The sequence below is a fragment of the Flavobacterium sp. 1355 genome (genome assembly GCF_017833415.1).
GTDB lineage: Bacteria > Bacteroidota > Bacteroidia > Flavobacteriales > Flavobacteriaceae > Flavobacterium.
The window spans coordinates 162,392-186,082 of record NZ_JAFICC010000012.1 but is presented as its reverse complement, the minus strand read 5'-3'; the positions used below and the strand labels follow the sequence as shown (position 1 = coordinate 186,082).

Sequence of the window (23,691 nt, the reverse complement as noted above, 5' to 3'; positions counted from 1 at the left end):
TTGATTATATGTTAAGAGAAAAAAAAACAGGAATAAATTTTTTAGTTGTTTTATTATTATTTTTTTTCCCTTTCATTCTTTTTTCTCAAAAAAGATTAAACGAAAGTTCGTTAAAAATCGAAGTAAATAAAGAGAAAATTAAATATAAAGAAGAAATTAATTTTGATAAGGCCCAAAAATTCTTTTTTGAGAAGGAATGGGACTCAACTTTGGTTTATTCTATGAAACAACTTACAAAGAACAACGCTCTGGAATTAAACGACTATTGTCATTACTTTAGAGCGGTTAGTTTTTTAAGGAAAAAGCTTTTTAAAGAAGCTAAAAATGAATTCAGACTTGTTTCAAAGAAATTTGCATTTTATCATAATGTGAGTTTCTTTTTAGGGGAAATAGCTTTGGAACAAAATGAATTTAAGCTTGCTTTGGGATATTTCAATTTTATTGAGAAACTTCCCGAAAGCACTTACGATTTTAAAAAGAGTGATGTTTTGCAGAATATTGGTTTATGTTACTTACATCTTAATGAATTTTCTAAGGCTGAAGATTATTTAATTGAAAATTCTGAATTACATGAAGCTCAGAAAGATACTTTATTGCTGGCGGAATCTTATTTAATTCTTGCCAATTTATACTATGTTCAATACAATGACAATAAAGCAATACCGTACTTTGAAAAAGCATATGCTCTTTCTAAAAAAATAAAGTCATTTGAGATTAAAAGGATGGCTGCTAAAAATATGGCAGCAGTCGAAGAAAACAGAAAGAATTTTCAGGCTGCATTAGTTTACAGAAAAGAATACGAAATATGGAAAGATTCTCTAAACGACCAAAACAAAGTCTGGGCAATTGCAGATCTTGAAAAGAAATTTGCTGTAAAACAAAAGCAAAAACAAGTAGATATTCTTCAAGCAGAAAACAAAGTAAAAGCAGCTGAAAGAAATGGATTTCTGGCTTCGTCTGTTTTGTTATTCATTTTATTTGGTACAGGAGTTTATTTTTACAGGCAAAAAATTAAGAACAACAAAATAATCTTAGCACAAAAGAACGAACTCGACGAGTTGAATGCTACAAAAGACAAGTTGTTTTCTATAGTAAGCCATGATTTGCGATCTTCTGTAAATGCCTTAAAAACAAGTAACGGCAAATTGCTGGAAAATCTGGAAAGCAAAAACTTTTCAGAACTGGATGTTTTGCTTCATAACAATAGTACAATTGCCAACGGTGCTTATAATTTATTAGATAATCTGCTTAATTGGGCTTTATTGCAAACCAAACAAGCTTATTTTTATCAGGAATCACTGCATCTCGCTTCGATTGTGCAACATGTAGAATACAACTATAAGCCTTTGATGCTGAACAAAAACATTGATTTTAAAAATGATGTCAATACTTCAGACTATGTATATGCCGATATGGATTCGCTGAAGATAGTCATTCGGAATTTTTTAGATAATGCAATTAAATTTTCTAATGAAAATGGGTCTATTTCTATTTATTCAAGACCTTCTTCAGAAGAATTTTGTTACCTGGTTATAGAAGATTCCGGATTGGGAATGAGCAAAGCAACAAAAGAAGAATTGCTAAAAGAAACTGTCCTGCTTTCTAAAAAGAAAAACGACGACATAATAGGAACCGGTTTAGGAATGCAGTTATGTAAAAGCATGATCAATAAAAATGGAGGAAAACTCGAAATTGAAAGTGAAGAAAATGTTGGAACTAAAATAATTATAGCATTACCAAAGTTTAAAAATAATGGATAATATAAATGTCCTTATTATTGAGGACACCCCAACAGAAAGTGATGCTCTTGTAAAAGTGCTCACACAAAATAATTATACTGTAGTCGGTATTGCCCCAACTTATAGCGAAGCGTTGAAAATGTTCTACAATAATACGGTTGATATTGTAGTAATCGATGTTTTTCTGGACGGAAATCCGGACGGAATAACTTTTGCCGAAACGATAAATATTGTACCAAATGGTGTAAAACCATTTGTGTTTCTGACAAGCTCAAAAGACCGCCAGATTTTTGAAAGGGCAAAGCTTACAAAGCCATTTAGTTTTTTGATGAAACCTTTTAATGAGCTTGAAATCTTATATGCACTCGAAATGGCTGTAGAGAAATTTTACGGACAGCCAAATGTTTTTCATAGCGAGGATCAAAATACGATAATAAGTGATGATTCGCTTTTTATAAAAAAGAATAAAGCTCTGAAGAAAGTAAGATTTGAGGATATTGTATACATTGAAGTAGAAGACCGCTATTGCAACGTTATCACCGAAACCGATAAATTTGTAATTTTGATATCTTTAACTAAAATCATTCAGTTACTGGATCCGGCAAAATTTTTCCAGACGCATCGTAATTATATCGTAAATGCAAGCAAGATAGAAGAAATCATTGTCAATGATAATCTGGTTATCTTAAAGGGAAAGCACAAAATAACCTTAAGCGATAAGTACAAAGATTTTGTGAAAAATTTCAGAGTATTGAAGTAATAAAAAAGGGAGATTATTTAATAATCTCCCTTTTTTTTAAATCTCGGATCATGCTTTGAAATAAACTCTGTTCTGCGTTTTGGCGCTTCTGTTTTTGGCAGACTCGCTTCCTCCGTTTTACTTGATGGTTCGATCAATTGGTTTAATTCTTTTATTTCAGCATCGGTTAAATCCCTGTAGCGGCCAACAGGTACATCCAACGAAATATTAATAATACGAATACGTTTTAAAGCAGTAACATCGTAGCCTAAATATTCGCACATTCTACGGATTTGGCGGTTTAACCCTTGCGTCAGAATGATTTTGAAAGTAGTTTTACTAATTTGTTCGACTTTACATTTTCGGGTCACCGTATCCAATATCGGAACACCATTTCCCATTCTTTGTATAAAACGATCTGTAATTGGTTTGTTTACTGTTACAGTATACTCTTTTTCGTGGTTGTTTCTGGCACGCAAAATCTTATTTACGATATCACCATCATTTGTCATAAAAATTAGTCCTTCGCTTGCTTTATCAAGCCTTCCGATTGGGAAAATACGTTTTGGATAATTAATATAATCAACAATATTGTTTCGAACCTCCAGATTGGTTGTACATTCTATTCCAACCGGTTTGTTAAAAGCAAGATACACCGGTTTTTCGTGTTTCTCCACAATCAGTTTTCCGTCTATGCGTACTTCATCATTTGCCGAAACTTTTGTTCCCATTTCGGGCACAATGCCATTTATTGTTACACGTCCTTCCTCAATAAGTTTATCGGCTTCACGACGGGAACAATAACCGGTTTCTCCAATAAATTTATTAAGACGTTTTAAATTCTCTTCCATACTGCAAAAGTAGGCAAAAAAAAGATTTTAGATTTGAGATTTTAGACTTTAGATTTTGGGTTCTGGATTTTTGGAATTTTAGAAATTTGCGTTAGCATATCTATTCGGGATAAGAATAAAATTTTTTTATCCAAAGAAAAAAGCTTAGAACCTTAGCATCTTAGTATCTTAGTATCTTAGTATCTCAGAACCTTAGCCTATCAAGAATGAAATTTAAAACTGTCTCCCGGAGCTTCTTTTCTTTCAAACATTCCATAATCGCGAACTACGGTTGCAACCCTTAAATGATAATCTTTAAAAATCTCATTTCTGCCTTTTGACTGAGCATAACGATGCATTTCAAGATTTCTCCATTGCTGAATGCTTTCTTCATCCCGCCAGAAAGAAAGAGACAAAACTTTTTCGGGATCATTAAAACTCTGAAATCTTTCTATAGAAATAAAGCCTTCAATAGTATCTAATTCGGGTCTCAATTTTGCTGCAATATCAAGATATTCTTCTTTTTTTCCTTTGTTTGGAATGACTTCAAAAATTACTGCTATCATTTTTTTAGTTTAAAATTATAAAATTGAAATCCAGATCGCTTTCGGTAATCTGGCATTTATCATAGGTTCATATTCTGCTTCATTTCCTAATAATGAAACTTTGTAATGGGTAAATAAATAATATAAAGCTTCGGTTGCCAACTGAACAGAAAAATACTTTGCCAGGCACATATGCCCGCCAGCTCCAAAAGTCAGATGCTCATTATTATTTTCTCTTTTAACATCAAAAATAATCGAATTTCCAAAATGATCAGGATCACGATTTGCAGCAGCAAGAACCACTAAAATTAAATCATCTTTTTTGATCGTAATTCCATTCAGTTCGATATTGGCAACGGCAACTCGCCTGGTATTGTGAATTGGCGGGTCAAACCGTAATGTTTCAATAACCATTTTCTCTATCCATGTCTTGTCAATTTGATTTTGAAGAGGGTTTTCTTTTAAAAAAAACTGCAATAATGAATTGCTTAAAAGCCCTCTCCCGGCATCATAACTTTGAATAATTAGTCCGATTAAATTACTAACGCAAATAGAAACTACTGCTTCTTTTGAAATGGTGTAAGATGAAGAAATCTTATCCAGTAAACTTTCATAAAAAGATAATTTGCGAATATGTTTTTCGGTTATTAAATAAATTTTCTTCGAAATGTCATTAAGCATCTCAACTTCTTCATCTGTTTTAACAGGCTGCATTATTTTTAGAAACACTGCTATGTTTTCGATAATAAAAAGGCAATCTTCTTCATCAAAATCAAAACTTTTTAAAACCGTGAGAACAGGAAGTTTTTTGCAGATAGAATCTACCCAGTTTATTTGATTTAAAACGCTATTTTTTTGGAATAATTTTTCTAATAACAGTTGAATTCCACTAGTTTTCATATGAGAAAAAAGAATAGTTGCGGTTTCTTTTGCAACCATATGCTGAACACCATCTGATAATCGGGCAAGATTAGCAATGATTTTTAAAACATATTCATTAAGCTTTTCATTTGGAGGAAATGCCGGAATTTGAGCATCAGGGTTTTTTAATATTTCAACACAAAATTCATAAGAATAAATCGCCCAGATTTTATTTGTTTCATCCCAATAAACTGGATTTTCTTTTATCATTTTCTGATAAATAGTGTATGGATTTTTTACTTCAGATTGTAGAAATAACGACGACATAGTGTATTGTTTTTAGCAAAGTTATTTAACTTTACAACACAATACTTAAGTTTGGATTTAACTATGAATACATAAAATGGAAGATCAATTTATAAAAATTGCCTCATTAATTGGAGATCCAACCCGGGCAGCAATTATGTGGACATTGCTTGATGGAAAAGCATTTACAGCTACCGAACTTGCTATTACAGCCAATACTTCTCCGCAGAATATGAGTATGCATTTGGCGAAGCTTTTAGACGCTGGTTTACTTTGTGTAGAAAAACAGGGACGCCATAAATATTATAGATTTTCTAATAAAGAAACAGCTTATGCAATAGAAGCAATGGCAAGCCTGATTCCGCCGGCAGTATCTCAAAAAAAGAATTCTGAAAAACATTCGTCAATAAAACACTGTAGAACATGCTACGATCATTTGGCCGGAAAAATTGGTGTGGCTGTTGCCGAAAGTCTTTTAGAGCAAAAAATTATTCTCGATTCTGAAAATAAATTCGAAGTAAGTCAGGAAGGTGTAAAATGGTTTTCTGATTTTGGGATTAATCTGGAGGAAATAAAAAAACAAAGACGATTATTCCTGAAACCATGCCTGGACTGGAGCGAAAGAAAAAATCATATTGCAGGTTCACTCGGGGCTTCTTTATTAAATAAAATGATTGCAGAAGATTGGTTAAGAAGAACTAAAGATTCCAGAGCGATACAAATTACAGGAAAAGGAGAAAAAGAGCTTTTGAAGCATTTCAGGATTGTGGTTTGATCAAAACGGGCAAATCTTTTATTCTGAATCTTTGTCAAGTTGAGCCTGAGTGTTTTGTTCGCTAAACAGAAACTCAATTATTTTGTCGTACAATTCATCATCATGCATTCCATGTCCTAACCCTTTTGTTTCAATAAACTGACTATTTTTCCAGTTGCTGTGGATTTTTTTCCCTTCTTCAAAAGCAACAATTTTATCTGAAGTGTCATGTGCAATTAACCCCGAAACATTGAATACTGAAGCAAATTTTTGCCCTGAAAAATCTTCCAGTTTAAAATTGAATCTTTCCATGAATTTGCTCTCCAGAAGTGAAAACATTTTGGTGTTCAGACTCAGCATTGCGATATAATTGTCAATTAAAGTTTTTAAATCTGAAGGAGCTCCCAGAATAACCATTTTATTAATGCTGGTATTCGGAAATAAATACTGATGATAGACAGATGCGGCACCGCCTATAGAGTGGCCAATAATAATTGTGGGCTGGTATTTTTCTACAGCCTTATTAATGAATTCTGCATAAAGGGGAACATTGAATTCTTTTCCGCTGCTTTGCCCATGAGCGGGAGCATCAATTGCTATAATAGTGCTTCCTGATTTTTGAAGATGAGGTAAGGTTTTTTTCCAGCGCGAAGCATTGCTTTCCCATCCGTGAACGAGTAAGATTTTGGTTTCGTTGCCTTTCCAGATATAAGTTTGAAAGTGATGTTCGTTATGATGAAATGTTTCTGTTGCTGTATTTCTTAATATTTTGGGTAATTTGTCTTTATGTAATCTGCCTATTCGTGGCTGACTAAAAAGAGCGTAAGAAAGTGCGACAGCTTTTTGAGGACGTACATAACTAAGAAGATTAATATATGATCCGACCGATTTTAAAGTAATAAAACGAATTCCTTTTCTGATTCCCAAAACTTAAATTTTTTTCTAAAGATAAAAAATATGATTTTAAAACCTGCTAAAAAAGTTTTGCTACAGATTAAAGATTTGCGCGGGTTTCATTTCAGACTTGAATGATTTAATCTACATTAATCTTTTAATCTGTGGCAAAAGAATATAAAAAAAAGTCCCGATTAATCGGGACTAACTTATTTAGATTTTAGCGAACAATTGTTCCATTTTTTCTTTCTCTTCTTCTGCTAACGCACTGTCAACCAAAATTCTTCCAGAGTGCTCATCAGTGATGATTTTCTTTCTTGAAGCAATCTCAACCTGAGTTTGAGGCGGAATTGTAAAGAATGATCCTGCAGAAGCTCCTCTTTCGATAGATACAACAGCCAGACCATTACGTACACTGCTTCTGATTCTGTTGTAAGCAGCTAATAATCTTTCTTCGATTAGAGCAGAAAATTCAGCAGATTTCTCAGACAAGAAGATTTCTTCTTTTTGAGTTTCAGCCATAATAGCGTCTAATTCAGATTTTTTATGTTTTAAATGTGAGCTTTTAGCGTCAAGTTTTTCTTTTAAATTAGAAATAACTTCTTTTTTATGTTCGATAGAAGCTTTCATTTCTTTGATTTGCTTTTCAGCCAATTGGATTTCTAATTCCTGAAATTCAACCTCTTTAGTCAAAGAATTAAATTCTCTGTTATTACGAACTGATTCTTGTTGTTTAGTGTATTTTTTGATCACTTCTTTATGCTCCTCAATTGCATTTTTCTTTGCTTTGATTTGCTCCTCAATTACTTCAAGTTCACTTTTCAGTTTCTCTGAACGTGTGCTTAAGCCCGCAACTTCATCTTCTAAATCTTCTACCTCTAAAGGAAGTTCTCCTCTAACGTTTCTGATTTCGTCAATTCTAGAGTCAATAAGCTGTAAATCATATATTGCTCTTAACTTGTCCTCAACACTTAATTCTTTCGTATTCGTCATATTCTATAAGTACTTAACTGGATTTGTATTTTCTTCCGATAAAATGATGGCAAAATTAAGGATTTTTTTTCGAAGATAATCAACAATATAATTTTTTGTATAGCGTTCGCTCTCAAAATGACCAATATCTGCCAAAAGTAACTTGTTTTCAGCTTCATAAAACTGGTGGTACTTCAAATCGGCGGTTAAAAATGCATCTGCTCCTGCCTGAATTGCATTTTTTATGGCAAAACTCCCGGAGCCGCCCAAAACAGCCACTTTCTTAATTTTTTTTCCTGTAAAAGCAGAATGGCGAATTCCGTCAGCAATCATTTTTTCTTTTATAAAAATCAGAAAGTCTTTTTGGTCCATTTCAGTTTCAAATTCGCCAACCATTCCTAAGCCAATATTCTGATGCTGATTTTGCAGATCATAAATTTCATAAGCTACTTCTTCATAAATATGATTGGCAAAAAGCGCTTTTAGAATCCTGGATTGTAGATGTTTTTCAAACGTAACTTCAATTTTTATTTCTTCAGTTTCTGTTAGTTCGTGACGTTCTCCAATTACAGGGTTACTTTCATTATTTCCTTTGTAAGTTCCTGTTCCGTTAGAGTTAAAACTGCAATTGTCATAATTTCCAATTGTTCCTGCGCCGGCATCAAACATCGCCTGACGTACTTTTTGGGCATTTTCGGGAACGGTATAAGTAACTAGTTTTTGAATAAAATGCTGTTTCGGAATTAAAATTTTGTTATTTTTTAATCCTAACGCATCACAGAAAATCTTATTGACTCCCTGCAAATGATTGTCAAGCGCTGTGTGAACAGCATAAATAGCAATGTCATTTTTAATAGCCTTTAGAGTGGCGCGCTCTACGTAATTCTTTCCCGTAATTTTTTTAATTCCTGAAAATAAAATAGGGTGAAAACAAACCACCAAATTGCAATTCTTTGTAATGGCTTCTTCAATAACATTTTCTAAAGCATCATGGCATACCAAAACACCTGTGCTTTCAGCTTCGGCATCACCCACTAAAAGTCCAACATTATCAAAATCTTCGGCGTAAGCCAACGGAGCCATTTCTTCGAGAACTTCTATTATATTTTTGATTTTCATTTGAATTTTTGTTTCAGGTTTCAAGTTTCAGGTTGTTCCATTAACTTAAAATTTTTAAACAAATTAACGAATAAACGTATTAACCTTAAAATATTTCGGTGATATTGTGATATGTAATAGTTCTTACTTGGTAATATATTGTATTACTAATAGCACGAGTTTTATTGATTTTATGCTACTTAATAGTTATACTTGGTAATATATTATATTACTAATAGTACGAATTTTGTATCTTTGTGTTTAAATAAAAAACCATGAAAACGTTAACTGTAAAAATAAACGAACGTACTAAAATAGGGAAAGCTTTTATCGCTATGTTTGATAGTTTTAAAGGTTTTGAAGAAATTGAAATTATAGAAACCGATTCAAGAAAACTTGATAAGGGAGAAAGTATTTATAGCCCTGAATTTATTGAGAAAGTTAGAAAAGCAGAAGAGAATATTAAGAATGGCGAAACTACAACGCTGGATCCGAATGATATATGGGGAAGTTTAGGGTTGAAGTAACTAAAATTGCAAATCAAGATATTGAAAAGCATAAAAAGTCAGGAAATAAAATTTCAATTAAAAATATTTCTAAAATTTTAATTGAACTATCAGAAAATCCACAGGAGGGTTTTGGAAATCCGGAACAATTAAAACATCAATATTCAGGTCTTTGGTCAAGGCGAATCAATCAAAAAGATCGATTAATTTACAGAATAGAAGACGACATTGTAACCGTGTTCGTGATTTCTGCAATGGGACATTACTCCGATAAATAACTTTATGAAATTACTTCGAATATTACTTTTTCCTTTTGCCATTTTATACGGATTCATTACTTCGATCCGTAATTTTCTTTTTGACAAAGGTATTCTTAAATCAGTATCATTTGAAATTCCGGTAATTGCTGTTGGAAATCTTAGCGTTGGCGGAACTGGTAAAACGCCTCAAATAGAATATTTAATCCGGTTATTGTCTGAAAAATATAAAGTTGCCACTTTAAGCCGAGGTTATAAACGCAAATCAGAAGGTTTTGTTTTGGCAGATGAAACTTCAAATGCTGAAATTTTAGGAGATGAACCTTTTCAGTTTTATCAAAAATTTCCAAATATTCAGGTTGCTGTTGATGCCAACAGAACAAACGGCATTACCCAATTACTGTTACAGAAAGAAAAACCGGAAATTATTTTACTTGATGATGCTTATCAACACCGAAAAGTAAAAGCCGGATTTTACATTCTGCTCACATCTTATGGTGATTTGTATGCAGATGATTTTATGCTGCCAACAGGAAATCTTCGCGAAAGCAGGAGAGGAGCAGATCGGGCAAATATTGTTATTGTTACCAAATGCCCAAAAGATTTATCTGTTGAAAAGCAAGAAAAAATTCGTAATAAGCTAAATGTCAATAGTTCGCAACAGGTTTTTTTTACCTTTATAGACTATGATGATTCTGTTTATGGAAAAGAAGAAAAAATTGCTGTGAGTGAGATCAAAAATGAATCAAAATTGCTTTTGGCCGGAATTGCAAAACCAGCACCCTTTTTTGATTATTTAAAAAATGAAAAAGATGAATGTCTTACTTTTCCGGATCATCATCATTTTTCTGATTCAGATTTACAAACGGTTCAAAATAAGGCACAAGAAAAAAAAATTATTACAACCGAAAAAGATTATGTTCGGCTGAAAGAATCAAAATTGGTTTCGCCATTGTATTATTTACCCATAAAAAGTACGTTTATCAGTAAAGAACAAGATTTTGACAGTAGTATTTTAGAATATATTGTGAGGTTGAGGTTTAGCAAACAAAAAGCTTAGTCATTTTTTAACTCAAAATACTTAGCAATTGTGCTGTAAAATTCGTCAGCTGTAAACGGTTTTGTAATAACATCGTTCATTCCGAAAGAAAGCAGTAAATCGCGGTTTTCGTCAAGCGAAATAGCTGTTAATGCGATAATTGGAGTTGTTCTGTCAAACTCCCTGATTTGTTTCGTCGCTGTTGTGCCATTAATTCCGGGGAGATGCACATCCATCAGAATCATATCAAATCTTTTTACTTTCAAAAGTTCAATTGCATCTTCGCCATTCTCCAGTATTTCACATTTTATACCTTTATTCTCAAGCATTTTTCGGGTAATCATCTGATTGATTTTGTTATCTTCAATCAACAAAAAAAACTTGTTTTTTAATTGTGGGTAGTTATCTGTTTTTAGTTCATCAGTGTTTTTTAATGGTTCTTTGCTGATATCAAAATTTAATCTGAATGTAAAAGTAGAACCTTTTCCTACCTCACTTTTTAATTTTATTTCGCCACCCAAAAGTTCAATTAGTTTTTTTACAATAGTAAGTCCCAGGCCCGTTCCGCCATATTTTCGATTTACTTCTATTGATCCTTGCGAAAAACTTTCAAAGACCGTTTGTAGTTTGTCTTCGGGAATACCAATTCCGGTATCAACGATTTCAAAATAAATGGCCGCAGTATCTTCATTAGCTTCATATAATTTCGCAATGACATTTACATGCCCGTTTTGGGTAAATTTTAAAGCGTTGTTTATTAAATTGAGGATAATCTGGGATAATTTGGTAGGATCACCAATTAAATTATCCGGAATATCTTCATCGATTTCCAGATTAAAATAATTTTTATTGGCTGTTGCTAATTCTTTTAAGGAACTCTGGATGTTAAATAACAGCTTTTTAAGATCAAAAGAAATGTTTTCAACTTCTGCTTTGGCAGAATCAATTCTATTTATTTCAAGGATTTCATTTATAAAAGTAGTAAGGTAATTTCCTGAAAATTTTAAAGATTCTAAATATTTTAACTGACTTTTTTTAGGATTGTCTTCCAGTAATAAATGGGTAATTCCGTTAATAGCATTCAGTGGCGTTCTGAGCTCGTGGCTTACAGTTGATAAAAATTCTGATCTCGCTTGTGAAGCTTTTTCGGCTTTGTTTTTGGCTAAAATCAGTTCTTTGTTTTTCTCTCTTAAAAGCAAATTATTCTGATTCCTGATAATATTATTTTTATATAACGACAGACTCAAAAGAGACAAGATAGAGATTAAGGCAATTGCCAGAATACTCACCAATTTGGAGTAACGATATGTTTTTTGATGAATTTTTTCTTCGCTTTCTTTTTGCAGGGTATTGTTTAAGGATTGGTTTCTTTTGAATTGTTCGAATTCGTTTGAATCCAGCCTCGTATTTTTTATTTTCAAAATATAATTCTCAATCTGATAATGTTCATCCAGATAAGAATAGGCAAGATCAAAGTTTTTGTTTTTCTTGTAGTATTGACTGATAGCCAGAATGATTTTTGATTTTTGAGCCAGATCATTACTTTTTGAAATGCCTTCTAATGCACTTTCAAAATAAAAGAGGGCAGAATCATTTTGTCTCAGTTGAGTTTCAATTAAGCCAAGCTGATGATAAGCATCTGTTTTTGTTTTTAAAACCGAAATATTATCTGGTTTTTTGGCAATTTTCTGAAAAGTTTTTATAGCCAGTGAAAAGTTCTTGCCAGCCTTAAAAGCCATTGCTTTCTGATAGCTCAGGATTTGAGAACGATCAACAATATTTAATTGTTTAAAAAGATTTTCAGATTTATTATAGTAGACATCGGCAGTTCTTAGATTTCCTTTTAAGGCACTGGTAACACCAATATAATGCAATGCCAGTGCATTTGTAGGAGTTGGTTTTATCCTGTCAAATAAGGAAATGCTTTTGTGGAAAGTTTTTAGCGCATATTCGTAATTTCGCTGTGTGTAATAAATTTTACCAAGCTTAAAAGTTTGATTGGCCTGCTGCTCAGTTTTATGATTGGCCGTACAGAAATCAATTGATTTCTGTGTAAAAAAAATAGCGTTATCGTATTTTTTATCCTTAAGATTTTTGTCTGCTAATTTATTATAATAGAAAATACTATCTGTACTCTGGCTGGCTTGAGAATACAAAAACGAATTTAAAAAACTGATTAGAATTAAAAGATGTTTCATGTATCGCAATGCTTCTTACAATGAATCTATGTTTTTTTCATCAGTAAAATCAAATCGATTAATCGGGAAGAATAGCCAATTTCATTGTCGTACCAACCCACCACTTTTACCATTTTGTCAATTACAGAGGTAAGTTGTGCATCAAACAGACACGAATGTGTATTGCCAATAATATCAACCGAAACGATTGGATCTTCTGTGTAATCTAATATTCCTTTTAAGCTTGTATTTGAGGCTTTTTCAAAAGCAGAGTTGATTTCTTCGATAGTGACAGCACGTTTTACATTAAATGTAATATCGGTCAATGAGCCATCCGGAACAGGTACACGAATTCCACAGCCTCCTATTTTTTCATGCAATTTAGGAAAAATTTTTGTCAATGCCTTCGCTGCACCTGTAGTTGTCGGGACAATTGACTGACTTGCACCTCTCGCGCGGCGTAAGTCCTTATGGGGCTGGTCATGAAGACTTTGGTCAGTTGTGTAAGAGTGTATTGTAGTAATGTATGCTTGTTCTATTCCACACAATTCATCGATAATTTTTATCATTGGAGCTGCATTATTTGTCGTACAGCTGGCATTCGAAACTATCGTTTCGGTTCCGTCCAAAATAGTGTCATTAACTCCAAGAACTACCGTTTTTATAGTGTCAACTTCAGAAGGAGCCGAAAGAATTACCTTTTTTGCACCTACTTCAATATGGGCATTCAATTCTTCGTGTGTTTTGTATTTTCCTGTTGATTCGATTACAAAATCAATAGCATGTTTTTTCCAGTCTAAATTTGAAATACTTTTTTCATGGAAAAATAAATAGTGTTTTCCATCTACAATAATACTTTCTTCATCGTGGCCCACTTTAAAAGGTAAAACACCATGAATACTATCGTATTTTATTAAATGCGACATTGTTTTGTTATCAGCAATATCGTTTATTGCAACGACTTCAATTTCAGGATGGTTTAAAAGTAAGCGGAATAGATTTCTTCCAATTCTTCCAAAACCATTAATGGCAATTCTTGTTTTTTTCAATTCGTAATGAGTTCATTTGACCATTTACTTGTTTAATTGGTTAACAATTAAACAAGTAAATTTTTTATAGAATATGTTTTTGTGCTTTGTATGAAGAACGAACCAGTGGCCCGCTTTCTACATGGCGGAAACCAAGATCAAGACCAAATTTCTCGTATCTGGCAAATTGTTCGGGAGTTATAAATTCTTTTACCGGTAAATGCTTTTTACTTGGCTGTAAGTATTGACCAATTGTTACCACATCAACATTTGCATTGCGCAAATCTGTCATTGTCTGAAAAACTTCTTCTTCTGTTTCTCCCAGGCCTAACATGATTCCCGATTTGGTTCTGTTGATTCCTTTTTCTTTTAAATAACGCAAAACCTCAAGACTGCGGTCATATTTTGCCTGAATACGTACTTCACGTGTTAAGCGGCGAACTGTTTCCATGTTATGAGAAACTACTTCCGGGTTTGCCTCAACAATTCTGTCCAGATTTCTTTCAATTCCCTGAAAATCCGGAATTAATGTTTCAAGAGTTGTATTTGGATTCATTCTTCGGATGGCCTTTACCGTTTCAATCCAGATAATAGAACCACCGTCTTTTAAATCATCTCTGTCAACACTTGTAATAACAGCATGTTTGATGTTCATGATTTTTATAGAGCGGGCTACTTTTTCAGGTTCATCCCAGTCAACGGTTTCCGGTCTTCCGGTTTTTACACCGCAAAATCCACAAGAACGGGTACAAACATTTCCAAGAATCATAAAAGTTGCTGTTCCTTCTCCCCAGCATTCTCCCATATTTGGGCAGCTTCCAGAAGTACAAATGGTATTTAAACTATATTTATCTACTAAACCACGAAGTTCAGTATATTTTTGTCCAATCGGAAGTTTTACTTTTAACCATTTAGGTTTTCCGGTTGGTATATTTTCAATGACTGTTTCCATATATCAGAATTCAAAGCACAAAGATACGGAATGTAGTTTATTTGAAGACGTTAATTTCCTTTTCGTTTATTTTTAAGTGTCTTGCCTTATTTAAGATTATTAACTCCAAATGTTAATAGTTTATTTTTAAATATATTTTGAGCTGATCTTTTTCATTCTTTGTTTAAAATTTGATACTTAACCTGCTTTTTTTAAATTTTGAACTCTGCCCTAATCTATTACAAATTTGACTCATTAAGACAACATGAAACTCATGCCGTAGTAATTTTGCTGTTAATTTAATTTGAGAAAAATGAAAAAGAGATTTATTGTATTAGGGATTTTATTAGCCGCTTTTGGTGTAACTAAAATGAATGCGCAAATACTTTCAGACAAAACAATGGGAGCTTTGGGCAAAGGCATTGCAGGATTTACTTTTAGTGATGTAGATGCAGCAGCCTTAGCTAAAGAATCAATTGCTGAAATGGATGCTAATAATCCTGTTGCCGGGCCGGCAGATGGTTATTCAATCCGATTAAATCGCTTATTTGGGAAACACATTTCTAGTGAGGGAGTTACTTTAAATTATAAAGTTTACTTAGTAAAAGATATAAATGCTTTTGCTTGTGCAGATGGTAGTGTGCGTGTATTTGCAGGTTTAATGGATATTATGGATGATAATGAATTACTTGCTGTTATCGGGCATGAAATAGGCCATGTTGTTAATCATGATACAAGAGATGCGATTAAGGCTGCTTATAAAAAAGAAGCTTTGCTAGATGCGGTATCATCTCAATCGGGGAAAATTGAGACTCTTACAAAATCTCAATTAGGAGTAATCGGAAGTGCAATGATTGATAGCAAGCACAGTCGAAAACAGGAATCTCAGGCAGATTCATTCTCATATGATTTTATGAAAAAAAATGGTTATGATGTTAATGCGGTAGAATCTGCATTTAGAATCCTGCAAAATTTAAGCGAAGGAGCAGAAGCTTCTTTTCTTACTAAGATGGCAAGTTCGCACCCTGATTCTGGCAAAAGAGCTGATGATGCTAAAAAAAGAGCAGAAAAAGATGGTTTGTATAAGGCTTATGTACAGGGGAAAATTGTTAATACCGCACCTGTAAAAGCAAAAGCTAAAACAACAGCCAAAAAGAAAACAACAAAAAAGAAGTAATCTTTTTATAATAAGAGCCCGAAAAACTTCGCAGAGTTTATCGGGTTTTTTGTTGATTGCTGTCAGAATAAATAACTATGGCTGTAATTTAACCCGCTTAAATTTATATCTTTATTTGTTGAAAAAACAAGCTTTGTGTGAAATGAAATAGCACTTTGTTATGCTACATTTGTTGTCAAATTGTAATAAATAAAAATATGAAAAAGAAATTTATTGTATTGGGAGTTTTGTTTGCCGCTTTTGGTTTTACTAAAATGAATGCGCAAATAAACTTTGGAGAAAAAGCTTTGGGAGCTGTACAGAAAGGTGTTGCAAGTTTTACCTTGAGTAACGCTGACGCTGCTGCATTATCAAAAGAAGCAGTACGAAAATTAGATTCAACCAATCAGGTGGCTGGACCAAATGATGGCTATACATTAAGATTAAACAGGGTTTTTGGAAAGCATACTGCTGGCGAAGGATATACTTTAAATTATAAAGTTTATAAAGTGAAAGAAGTAAATGCGTTTGCAACCGCAGACGGAAGCGTGCGCGTATATTCTGGATTAATGGATATCATGGACGATAATGAATTGCTTGCAGTTATAGGGCATGAAATTGGCCACGTTGCCAATAACGATTCAAGAGATGCTATGCGTGCGGCATATCAAAAAGAAGCGTTGATAGATGGAGTATCTTCACAGTCTGTAAAAGTTAGTGCTGTAACAGATAGTCAGTTAGGTAAAATCGGAAGCGCTTTGATTGATAGCAAACATAGCCGTAAACAGGAAACGGAAGCGGATTTATTTTCATACGATTTTCTAAAAAAAAATGGATACAATGTTAATGCTGAAGAATCGGCATTTAGGATTTTGGCAAAAATGAGTGAAGGTGCTGAAGCTTCCTTTATAGAGCAAATGATGAGTTCTCACCCGGATTCAAAGAAAAGAGCTGATGATGCTAAGAAGAGAGCAGAAACAGATGGTTTATACAAAGCTTATGTGCAGCAAAAAATTGTAAATACAGTACCTGCTAAAACTAAAGCGAAGAAAACTACAGCTAAAAAGACAACAAAAAAGAAATAAGAATTTCTGACTTTTTACAAAACAAACCCGGCAAGTTTAATATTTGCCGGGTTTGTTTTTTATTATCCTAAAACGTGATGTGCCAGTACCTTTTGCACATCGTATACGTTTACCGATTTGTTAAATTGTTTCACAATACTAGGCTGTAATTCGCTCGAGACCCAGATTTTTAATTCGGCATCAAGGTCAAAAGTTCCGGCAGTTTCAATACTGAATCTTGTGATGCTTTTGTAGGCAATAGATTTGTATTCGGTTTTACTTCCTGTAAGACCTTGTACATCAACTAAAATTAATCTTTTGTTTGTGAAGATAAATGTATCCCGAATTAGTTTAAAACCCATTTCGATTTCTTCATTATCGATTAAAAGCTGTCCGTATTTTTTAAGTAAATCTTCCTGACTAACGGATCCCGCGTTACCAAGCATTGCTGAAAATATTCCCATTTGTTTCTGATTTTAATTAAACTGTTTATTGTAAAAGTAAAAATATTTTACAGTTCCAGATGTAAGCAAAAGTTTAATTAATGTTAATTTCATAAAAAAAGCAGAACCTAAATTCTGCTTTTTGTTTTTTATTCTGCTTCCGTTTTTATTGTAATCGGAAGATTATATGCGGTTCTAACTGGTTTTCCGTCAATAATTCCCGGAGACCATTTTGTTTTTAGTGATTTTAAAACTCTAACAGCTTCTTTACCCATTCCGAAACCAGGATCATTTTTTACAATGATATCAGTTATAGATCCATCTTTTTCAATAACAAAAGACACATAAACTCTTAAAGTTCTTTCAGCATCCAAGTCAGGTCTTGTAAAGTTGTTTCCTACGTAAGTATAAAATTTACTCATTCCTCCTGGAAATTCGGGCATTTTATCTAATTCAGAAATCAGTGCTGGCTCATTCGTTTTTGGTGCAACTGCAGCTCCGTCCCCGCCACCGCCGCCAGTTGTTGGCAAAGCGTTTATGACCGTGCCTGTCCCCGGAGTTACATTGTCCACTACAGGATGATTGTCTGTGTTGGATGCAATGTTTTCTACTGCGTCTTCAGGTCTCGAAACTATCGGATCTACTAATTGCTTTGCTTGTGTAACAGGAGTTGCTGCACTTGGCTGTTGAGTAGGAGGTGCAATAGGTTCGTCAGGAGGTCTAACAATAGGATCCATGTCTACAATTGTAATAGTCGGATCAAAAGGATCGACAACTGCAGTTGGAGGAGCCACTTTAAATTTGCTAATCAGCACCGATATTGTACCTATGGCTGTTAATAATAACAGTCCCATAAATAATGCTGTTATTGAATTTTTAGAATTTTCCTGGCGCAATTGATACGCTCCATATTCTTTGTTTTTGTTTTCGAAAACAAGATCGGTCCACTTGGTTTCATAGATGCTTAGTTTAGACATAGTTAATTGGATTTTAAGGTTAAGTAAACATTAAATCATAAGCAACAAAATTTTAATTTTGATAGACAATAAAAACAAAAGAACATTTTAAGGGTTAGGGAATAATTAGTTTTTTAAGAAAAAACACATGGATATTTTATTCTTTAGTTAAAGATAATAAATTATCTGTTACGTTCGATGATTTCTGCTAATAATTTTTTAGCGCGTAGTAGTTTTACTTTTACGTTGCTCAGGGGCTCATCAATCTTAATTGCGATTTCCTGATAACTCATTTCCTGGAAGTATCGCAGCTGAATTACTTCCTGATAATGTGGTTTTAATTCTTTGATGCATTGCAGTAAACGCGAAAGGTTTTGCTCTTTAATAAGAGCATCTTCTGCAGAAGGGGTTGTGTCAGCAATATTGTATGCCTGCTGATCTTCGGCATCGGTAATTTCTATAAAAAGACTGGTTTTCTTTTTACGTAATAAATCAATATAAACGTTTTTTGCAATTGCAATAAGCCACGTGTTAAATTGAAATTCAGCATTATAAGAAGCGATTTTGTCAAAAGCTTTTGAGAAGGTTTCAATGGTAATATCTTCGGCAGTAGTTTCGTTTTCTGTCCGTTTAAGCATAAAACTGTACACTTCATTCCAATAAAAATCAAGCAAAAAAGTAAAGGCGATCTGATCGCCTTTTTTTGCTTTTTCTATTTTAGAATTTATTTCCAATGTACAGGTTTTGAAAAGATATTAGTTATAAAGATATTAATTTGTGTGAATATAAGCATGATTTCTACAACAGGAAACCATATTTTAAGGTCTTTTTCTTTTAGTTTTCCTGCCGAGAAGCCCACAACTATCCATGCAATTGTGTAGCGTGTCGCCACTAAAGCCAATACAGCGATCCATTGAAACTGTAATGCCAGTAAAAGAATAACTAATAAAAAGAAAAATAATTGTGAGGTATAAAATAAACCTAACTGAATTTTATCAAAAACTTTATAATAATTTGCTGTAGCAACATGCCTTCTTTTTTGAGAAAACCATTCTCTGTATGTCTTCTTAGGTTTTGAATACGTGAAACTTTCCGGATTAAAGGCAATAGTAGTATTGATTTTATTTGCCGCCTGATTTACAAACAAATCGTCATCACCGGAGCGAACCTGAATATGCTCAATAAAACCATTTACATTAAAAAATTCCTCCTTTTTATAAGCTAAGTTTCTCCCTACACCCATATATGGAAGCCCTGCTTTTGCCCATGAAAAATATTGTACAGCTGTTAAAAGCGTTTCAAATCGTATCACTTTATTTAATAAAGAACGCTCGGTTTTTTCATAACCTCCATAGCCCAAAACAATAGTTTTCTCCTGAGTAAACTGAGATGTCATTGCTGTAATCCAGTCTTTTGATATCGGATAGCAATCTGCGTCGGTAAATAAAAGATAATCTTTTTTTGCAGCTTTAATTCCTAATGTTAAAGCATATTTTTTATTGCCCCAAAAGGCTTCATTATTCTCTACTTTTACTAAGCGAATATTTGAATATTGTTTTTCAAACTCTTCAAAAACTTCAAGAGTTTCATCACTTGATGCATCATCAATTAAAACAATTTCAAAATCAGGGTAATTTTGTTCTGCTAATAGCGGAATGTATTTTTTGACATTTTCTTCTTCGTTTTTTGCACAAACAATTACAGAAACCGGAATGTTATTTGGAGTGATCTCTTGAGGTTTGCTAAAAGCAAATTTACCGAAAACACCCAGATAATAAGAAAGTTGTATAACAACAATGGCAATAAAAAAGTAAAAAATGAATGTAAGCATCTGATTTTAATGTCTTTTAATTTCTGAATCTTGCGAGTGCAAATGTAATTATGAATTCCTAATTTTCAATGTCTGAAATCAAATTTACTTTCGGCATCTTAACATTTCTTTTGCAACAGCAATAGATTGAGGGTTTTCAGTCTTTTCTAACTGCGAAATTATATTCTTATAATTATGATCGTCACGGTTCTGAGATAATTTTTTTGTAGCCTGAATCTCATTTATTTCAATCTCAAAACCAAAAATCCCTCTGGCTTCGCGCATTGTTTTTGATGATAAATCCTCAACTCGAACAGGATTCTCTGAATTGGCTTCGTATTTATCCACTAATTTCTTTAGTTGTTCTATAGAAGTTGCTTCGTCTACAATCTTAATTTTTCCGTAAACATGTACGGCTATATAATTCCATGTTGGCACGTTTTCGTGATCGTACCACGAAGAAGAGATGTAACTGTGGGGTCCTGAAAAAACAGCCAAAACCTGATCGTTTTCTCTGAACCCATCTGCTTGTGGATTTAACTTTGAAATATGACCCTGCAAAATTTCCTTTCCCTCAGCATTGATTTCAAGTTCAATCGGAATATGGGTTGCACATAATTTTCCGTTGGTCTGATTAATTAAAATTCCAAAACTATTTTCTTTTAAGAAAGCTCTGATTGATTCCGGATCTTCGTTTTTGTATAAATCAGGTGTGTACATTTTATGAGTTTATTAAAGATGTATATCCAATTAAATTTCGGCTGTATTTTGAGATTTGAGAAATCTGGGATGGACACTTAAGTATAAAATAGTCAATCCGGCTAAAGTAAAAATAATCCCTTCGATTAAGCATTGTGTAGCAAAATCATCAGAAATTGCTACCCGTACAGAGCGAAACAATTCTGACACTGTTTCTTTTCTAAAGAATTTAAATCTCAAAAGAATGTATAAAATCATTGCAACCAAAAGGCTGTTTAAAGACGAAAGTTTCCTTTTCCAATTTAGAAAAGAAACCAAAACAATTCCAATTATTAGTCCAAAGAATATCCAGATATATACATTGGGCCAAAAATTAAAAACAGCATCTTTTGTAGGGAATAATCGATTCCAGTCCTCTGATTTTTGACCTTGAAAATGTTTTCTGGCACACATAACTTTTTCGGCTACAGAAAAAAATCTCAGTTGCAGAATACCATTAATCAGGAAAATCATTCCGAGTACTTGAATAAATACAACCTTGATATTTAGTTTTTTCATTAAAGTCTTAATTAGTTGAGATATTGAAAGCCATTAAATCACATTGACTTCGGCTTCAATATGTATTCCGAAAGTTTCAAAAACTGTTTTTTGAACATCTCTTGAAACGGCCAGGATTTCCTGTCCGGTAGCATTTCCATAATTTACCAAAACCAAAGCCTGATTTTTATGAACTCCTGCATCCCCAAAACGTTTTCCTTTAAAACCTGCTTGCTCAATCAGCCATCCAGCCGGAACTTTTACTTCGGTTTCTGAAACTTCATAATATTTCATTTCAGGAAACTTTTGATGGATTTTCTCAAAATCAGATTTCAATATTATAGGATTTTTAAAGAAGCTGCCGCTGTTTCCAAGTTCTTTAGGATCCGGTAATTTGCTTTGCCTAATGGCAATAACAGCATTACTAACATCTTTTAGAGTGGGTTCAGAAATATTGTTTTTTGCCAGTTCAGCCAAAATATCCCCATATGAGGTATTTATTTTGTGATTGCGTTTCGTTAGTTTAAACACTACCGAAGTAATAATATATTGGTCTTTAGCCTCATGTTTAAAAATGCTTTCGCGATAGCCAAAATTACATTCGGCATTTGTAAAAGTTCTCATTTCCTGAGACTTAATATTTATAGCATCGCAGGAAACAAAAGTATCTTTAATTTCAGTTCCGTAAGCTCCAATATTCTGTACCGGAGTTGTACCAACATTTCCGGGAATCAGGGACATGTTTTCTAAACCTCCAAAATTATTGTCAATTGTGTAAAGAACAAAGTCATGCCATGTTTCGCCAGCCTGACTTTCGACCCAAACATAATCTTCGTCTTCCTTAATGATTTTTTTTCCTTTTAAATCAATATGAATAACAAGCGCATCAATATCTTTTGTTAAAAGCATGTTGCTTCCGCCTCCTAAAATAAATTTTTTCTCGTCTTTGTTTTCTTCCAAAACCGTTTTCAGTTCTGCTACAGAATGAACGGCTACATATTGTCTGGCGAAGGCTTCAATACCAAAAGTGTTGTATTTTTTTAAAGAAAAATTGGATTGGATTTCCATAAATAAAAGGCTTTTTTGTTCCCGAAGTTTCGGGATAATTCTGTGTTCAAAAATAAGGATTATAATTTACCTGCGATCCCTTTTAAAAAAATATCACAATTAAGATTTGAATCGATTTTTAACAACTAAAAACTGCTTATTGCAATATTGTCTAGTAGTTTTGCTTTAATCTCGCTAACTTTACGATTAAACTTACACAGTTGCTCGTAAGTTTAGCAACTCATGATATTTATCTGCAATAACCTTCATGTTAATATCATAATTCGCATTCTCTTCCACAAATTTTCTATTCCGAAAAATAGCATTATTTCGAGATTCAGCATTCTCAAAAGACCAAATTAACTCTTCAGCCAGCATTTCAATATTGTCAATTTCGATCAACTGTCCGTTTTCGCGATGTTTTATCCAGCTTTGATTTCCCGGAATATCAGAAACTACCGGATAACAATTACAAGCCATTGCTTCAAATAAAGAAGCAGAAACGCCTTCGGTAATTGGCATGCTAATATAAATGTTGGATTGCTGTAATAATTTAGGAAGATCCGTATTGGGGATCCTTCCTGTAAAAAATACTTTATTTTCGATTTGTAATTCTCTGGCTAAATCTTTTAGAAATTGCAATCTCGTTCCGTCTCCAACAATCGTCAATGAAAAATCTATCCCTTTTTGATTCAAAACCGAAAAAGCTTTCAAAATTGAGTCATGACGGTATTCTGGCTGTAAAGAACGTGTTACAATTGCCTCAATTTTGTTTGAATTATTTGTAGAAGGCGTAAAAAGCGATAAATCAATTCCTTTTGGTAAAACCAAAACCTTACTCATATCGACACCAATTGCTTTCATCGAAATGGTCATCACAGGGCCCCACGCATGAATTAAATGCGCTTTTTTGAAAGCATATTTCTGAATGAATTTTTTAAAAGGCAATAAGACAGAACCTTCCGGCCATAAATCGGTTCTTCCTTGTTGTGCAACTGCAATAGTTTTAGATCCTGATAATGCGGCAAGAAAGCCATAACTTGTGGTTCGCTCGGCAATAATCATATCCGGTTTTTCCTGTCGAACAATTTTCCGAATCGAAATATGAGAGAAGAAGTATTCTGCTATACGTTTAAATCGGTTAAGTTTTGAATTGTTTGGTGTTTGAAGTTCCCAGGTTATAATTTCAAAATCGCCAAATTCTTTTAAACCTTTCATCCAGGTTATAGCGTCAGCACGATAGGATTCTCCCAGAAAAAGTATTTTTCTTTTCATTCAGTAAATGAGTTTTGCCGTCACGAAT

Annotated in this window: 25 protein-coding genes; 8 read left to right on the top strand and 17 right to left on the bottom strand. The window is 33.3% G+C overall.

The window, feature by feature from the left end:
• Positions 1-8 precede the first annotated feature (8 nt).
• Both JOD96_RS16740 and JOD96_RS16735 read left to right on the top strand, forming a co-directional pair.
• Positions 9-1,760 carry a tetratricopeptide repeat-containing sensor histidine kinase gene (locus JOD96_RS16740; protein ID WP_209565370.1) on the top strand — a complete coding sequence of 584 codons (1,752 nt, stop codon included), beginning with the start codon at positions 9-11 and terminating at the stop codon, positions 1,758-1,760.
• Entirely contained in the window at positions 1,753-2,499 is a 747-nt protein-coding gene (locus tag JOD96_RS16735; protein ID WP_209565369.1) for a LytR/AlgR family response regulator transcription factor, read from the top strand. Before JOD96_RS16740 ends, JOD96_RS16735 begins: the two co-directional genes overlap by 8 nt.
• Before the next feature lie 17 nt (positions 2,500-2,516).
• On the opposite strand, the gene rluF is transcribed toward JOD96_RS16735, so the two are convergent.
• The 3 genes from rluF to JOD96_RS16720 all read right to left on the bottom strand — a co-directional run bounded on the left by rluF (position 2,517) and on the right by JOD96_RS16720 (position 5,041).
• On the bottom strand, positions 2,517-3,329 hold the full coding sequence (gene rluF / locus JOD96_RS16730; protein WP_209565368.1) for a 23S rRNA pseudouridine(2604) synthase RluF: 813 nt from the start codon (positions 3,327-3,329) through the stop codon (positions 2,517-2,519).
• A gap of 200 nt (positions 3,330-3,529) precedes the next feature.
• A complete protein-coding gene (locus tag JOD96_RS16725; protein ID WP_209565367.1) occupies positions 3,530-3,874 on the bottom strand; it encodes an antibiotic biosynthesis monooxygenase family protein in 345 nt (114 codons plus the stop codon).
• Between the two features lie 15 nt (positions 3,875-3,889).
• A complete protein-coding gene (locus JOD96_RS16720) occupies positions 3,890-5,041 on the bottom strand; it encodes a cytochrome P450 (RefSeq protein WP_209565366.1) in 1,152 nt (383 codons plus the stop codon).
• A 76-nt stretch (positions 5,042-5,117) separates the two neighbouring features.
• On the opposite strand from JOD96_RS16720, the gene JOD96_RS16715 reads away from it, so the two are divergent.
• Positions 5,118-5,795, top strand: coding sequence for an ArsR/SmtB family transcription factor (locus tag JOD96_RS16715; protein WP_209565365.1), 678 nt, complete (start codon positions 5,118-5,120; stop codon positions 5,793-5,795).
• Positions 5,796-5,813: 18 nt separating this feature from the next.
• On the opposite strand, the gene JOD96_RS16710 is transcribed toward JOD96_RS16715, so the two are convergent.
• From JOD96_RS16710 to JOD96_RS16700, 3 genes are all read right to left on the bottom strand, one after another.
• Entirely contained in the window at positions 5,814-6,701 is an 888-nt protein-coding gene (locus JOD96_RS16710) for an alpha/beta fold hydrolase (protein WP_209565364.1), read from the bottom strand.
• 180 nt (positions 6,702-6,881) lie between these two features.
• Positions 6,882-7,661, bottom strand: a complete 780-nt coding sequence (locus tag JOD96_RS16705; RefSeq protein WP_209565363.1) for a zinc ribbon domain-containing protein — start codon at positions 7,659-7,661, stop codon at positions 6,882-6,884.
• Positions 7,662-7,664: 3 nt separating this feature from the next.
• Positions 7,665-8,759 carry a Nif3-like dinuclear metal center hexameric protein gene (locus JOD96_RS16700; RefSeq protein ID WP_209565362.1) on the bottom strand — a complete coding sequence of 365 codons (1,095 nt, stop codon included), beginning with the start codon at positions 8,757-8,759 and terminating at the stop codon, positions 7,665-7,667.
• A 254-nt stretch (positions 8,760-9,013) separates the two neighbouring features.
• On the opposite strand from JOD96_RS16700, the gene JOD96_RS16695 reads away from it, so the two are divergent.
• From JOD96_RS16695 to lpxK, 3 genes are read left to right on the top strand one after another with little or no spacing between them, the layout of a single operon-like run.
• Positions 9,014-9,265, top strand: coding sequence for a DUF2683 family protein (locus JOD96_RS16695; protein ID WP_209565361.1), 252 nt, complete (start codon positions 9,014-9,016; stop codon positions 9,263-9,265).
• On the top strand, positions 9,241-9,522 hold the full coding sequence (locus tag JOD96_RS16690; protein WP_209565360.1) for a Txe/YoeB family addiction module toxin: 282 nt from the start codon (positions 9,241-9,243) through the stop codon (positions 9,520-9,522). The genes JOD96_RS16695 and JOD96_RS16690 overlap by 25 nt, the downstream gene beginning before the upstream one ends.
• 4 nt (positions 9,523-9,526) lie before the next feature.
• Positions 9,527-10,561: a tetraacyldisaccharide 4'-kinase gene (gene lpxK, locus JOD96_RS16685; protein WP_209565359.1), complete on the top strand. Its 1,035-nt coding sequence runs from the start codon at positions 9,527-9,529 to the stop codon at positions 10,559-10,561.
• Here the strand turns inward: lpxK and JOD96_RS16680 are convergent.
• From JOD96_RS16680 to lipA, 3 genes are all read right to left on the bottom strand, one after another.
• Entirely contained in the window at positions 10,558-12,738 is a 2,181-nt protein-coding gene (locus JOD96_RS16680) for an ATP-binding protein (protein WP_209565358.1), read from the bottom strand. The two genes, lpxK and JOD96_RS16680, sit on opposite strands and share 4 nt — an antisense overlap.
• A gap of 26 nt (positions 12,739-12,764) precedes the next feature.
• Positions 12,765-13,766 carry a type I glyceraldehyde-3-phosphate dehydrogenase gene (gap, locus tag JOD96_RS16675; RefSeq protein WP_209565357.1) on the bottom strand — a complete coding sequence of 334 codons (1,002 nt, stop codon included), beginning with the start codon at positions 13,764-13,766 and terminating at the stop codon, positions 12,765-12,767.
• 64 nt (positions 13,767-13,830) lie between these two features.
• Positions 13,831-14,697 carry a lipoyl synthase gene (lipA, locus tag JOD96_RS16670; protein ID WP_209565356.1) on the bottom strand — a complete coding sequence of 289 codons (867 nt, stop codon included), beginning with the start codon at positions 14,695-14,697 and terminating at the stop codon, positions 13,831-13,833.
• Between the two features lie 292 nt (positions 14,698-14,989).
• Here lipA and JOD96_RS16665 point away from each other — a divergent pair, with 292 nt between their 5' ends.
• Together JOD96_RS16665 and JOD96_RS16660 are read left to right on the top strand one after the other, a co-directional pair.
• The gene (locus tag JOD96_RS16665) at positions 14,990-15,853 is read left to right on the top strand and encodes a M48 family metalloprotease (RefSeq protein ID WP_209565355.1); all 864 of its coding nucleotides are present in this window, start codon (positions 14,990-14,992) and stop codon (positions 15,851-15,853) included.
• 197 nt (positions 15,854-16,050) lie between these two features.
• On the top strand, positions 16,051-16,917 hold the full coding sequence (locus tag JOD96_RS16660; RefSeq protein ID WP_209565354.1) for a M48 family metalloprotease: 867 nt from the start codon (positions 16,051-16,053) through the stop codon (positions 16,915-16,917).
• Between the two features lie 62 nt (positions 16,918-16,979).
• On the opposite strand, the gene JOD96_RS16655 is transcribed toward JOD96_RS16660, so the two are convergent.
• From JOD96_RS16655 to JOD96_RS16620, 8 genes are all read right to left on the bottom strand, one after another.
• Positions 16,980-17,360 carry a PH domain-containing protein gene (locus JOD96_RS16655; protein ID WP_209565353.1) on the bottom strand — a complete coding sequence of 127 codons (381 nt, stop codon included), beginning with the start codon at positions 17,358-17,360 and terminating at the stop codon, positions 16,980-16,982.
• Between the two features lie 128 nt (positions 17,361-17,488).
• Positions 17,489-18,316, bottom strand: coding sequence for an energy transducer TonB (locus JOD96_RS16650; protein WP_209565352.1), 828 nt, complete (start codon positions 18,314-18,316; stop codon positions 17,489-17,491).
• A 161-nt stretch (positions 18,317-18,477) separates the two neighbouring features.
• On the bottom strand, positions 18,478-19,029 hold the full coding sequence (locus tag JOD96_RS16645; RefSeq protein ID WP_209565351.1) for an RNA polymerase sigma factor: 552 nt from the start codon (positions 19,027-19,029) through the stop codon (positions 18,478-18,480).
• Complete coding sequence (locus JOD96_RS16640; RefSeq protein ID WP_209565350.1) at positions 19,020-20,126, bottom strand: glycosyltransferase; 1,107 nt, start codon at positions 20,124-20,126, stop codon at positions 19,020-19,022. The genes JOD96_RS16645 and JOD96_RS16640 overlap by 10 nt, the downstream gene beginning before the upstream one ends.
• Before the next feature lie 84 nt (positions 20,127-20,210).
• Positions 20,211-20,825, bottom strand: a complete 615-nt coding sequence (locus JOD96_RS16635; protein WP_209565349.1) for an FMN-binding negative transcriptional regulator — start codon at positions 20,823-20,825, stop codon at positions 20,211-20,213.
• 30 nt (positions 20,826-20,855) lie between these two features.
• Positions 20,856-21,362, bottom strand: a complete 507-nt coding sequence (locus JOD96_RS16630; RefSeq protein ID WP_209565348.1) for a hypothetical protein — start codon at positions 21,360-21,362, stop codon at positions 20,856-20,858.
• A gap of 33 nt (positions 21,363-21,395) precedes the next feature.
• Positions 21,396-22,409 (bottom strand): UDP-N-acetylmuramate dehydrogenase, encoded by a 1,014-nt coding sequence (gene murB / locus JOD96_RS16625; protein WP_209565347.1) that lies wholly within the window; start codon positions 22,407-22,409, stop codon positions 21,396-21,398.
• A gap of 192 nt (positions 22,410-22,601) precedes the next feature.
• The gene (locus JOD96_RS16620; RefSeq protein WP_209565346.1) at positions 22,602-23,663 is read right to left on the bottom strand and encodes a glycosyltransferase; all 1,062 of its coding nucleotides are present in this window, start codon (positions 23,661-23,663) and stop codon (positions 22,602-22,604) included.
• Between the last annotated feature and the right edge of the window lie 28 nt (positions 23,664-23,691).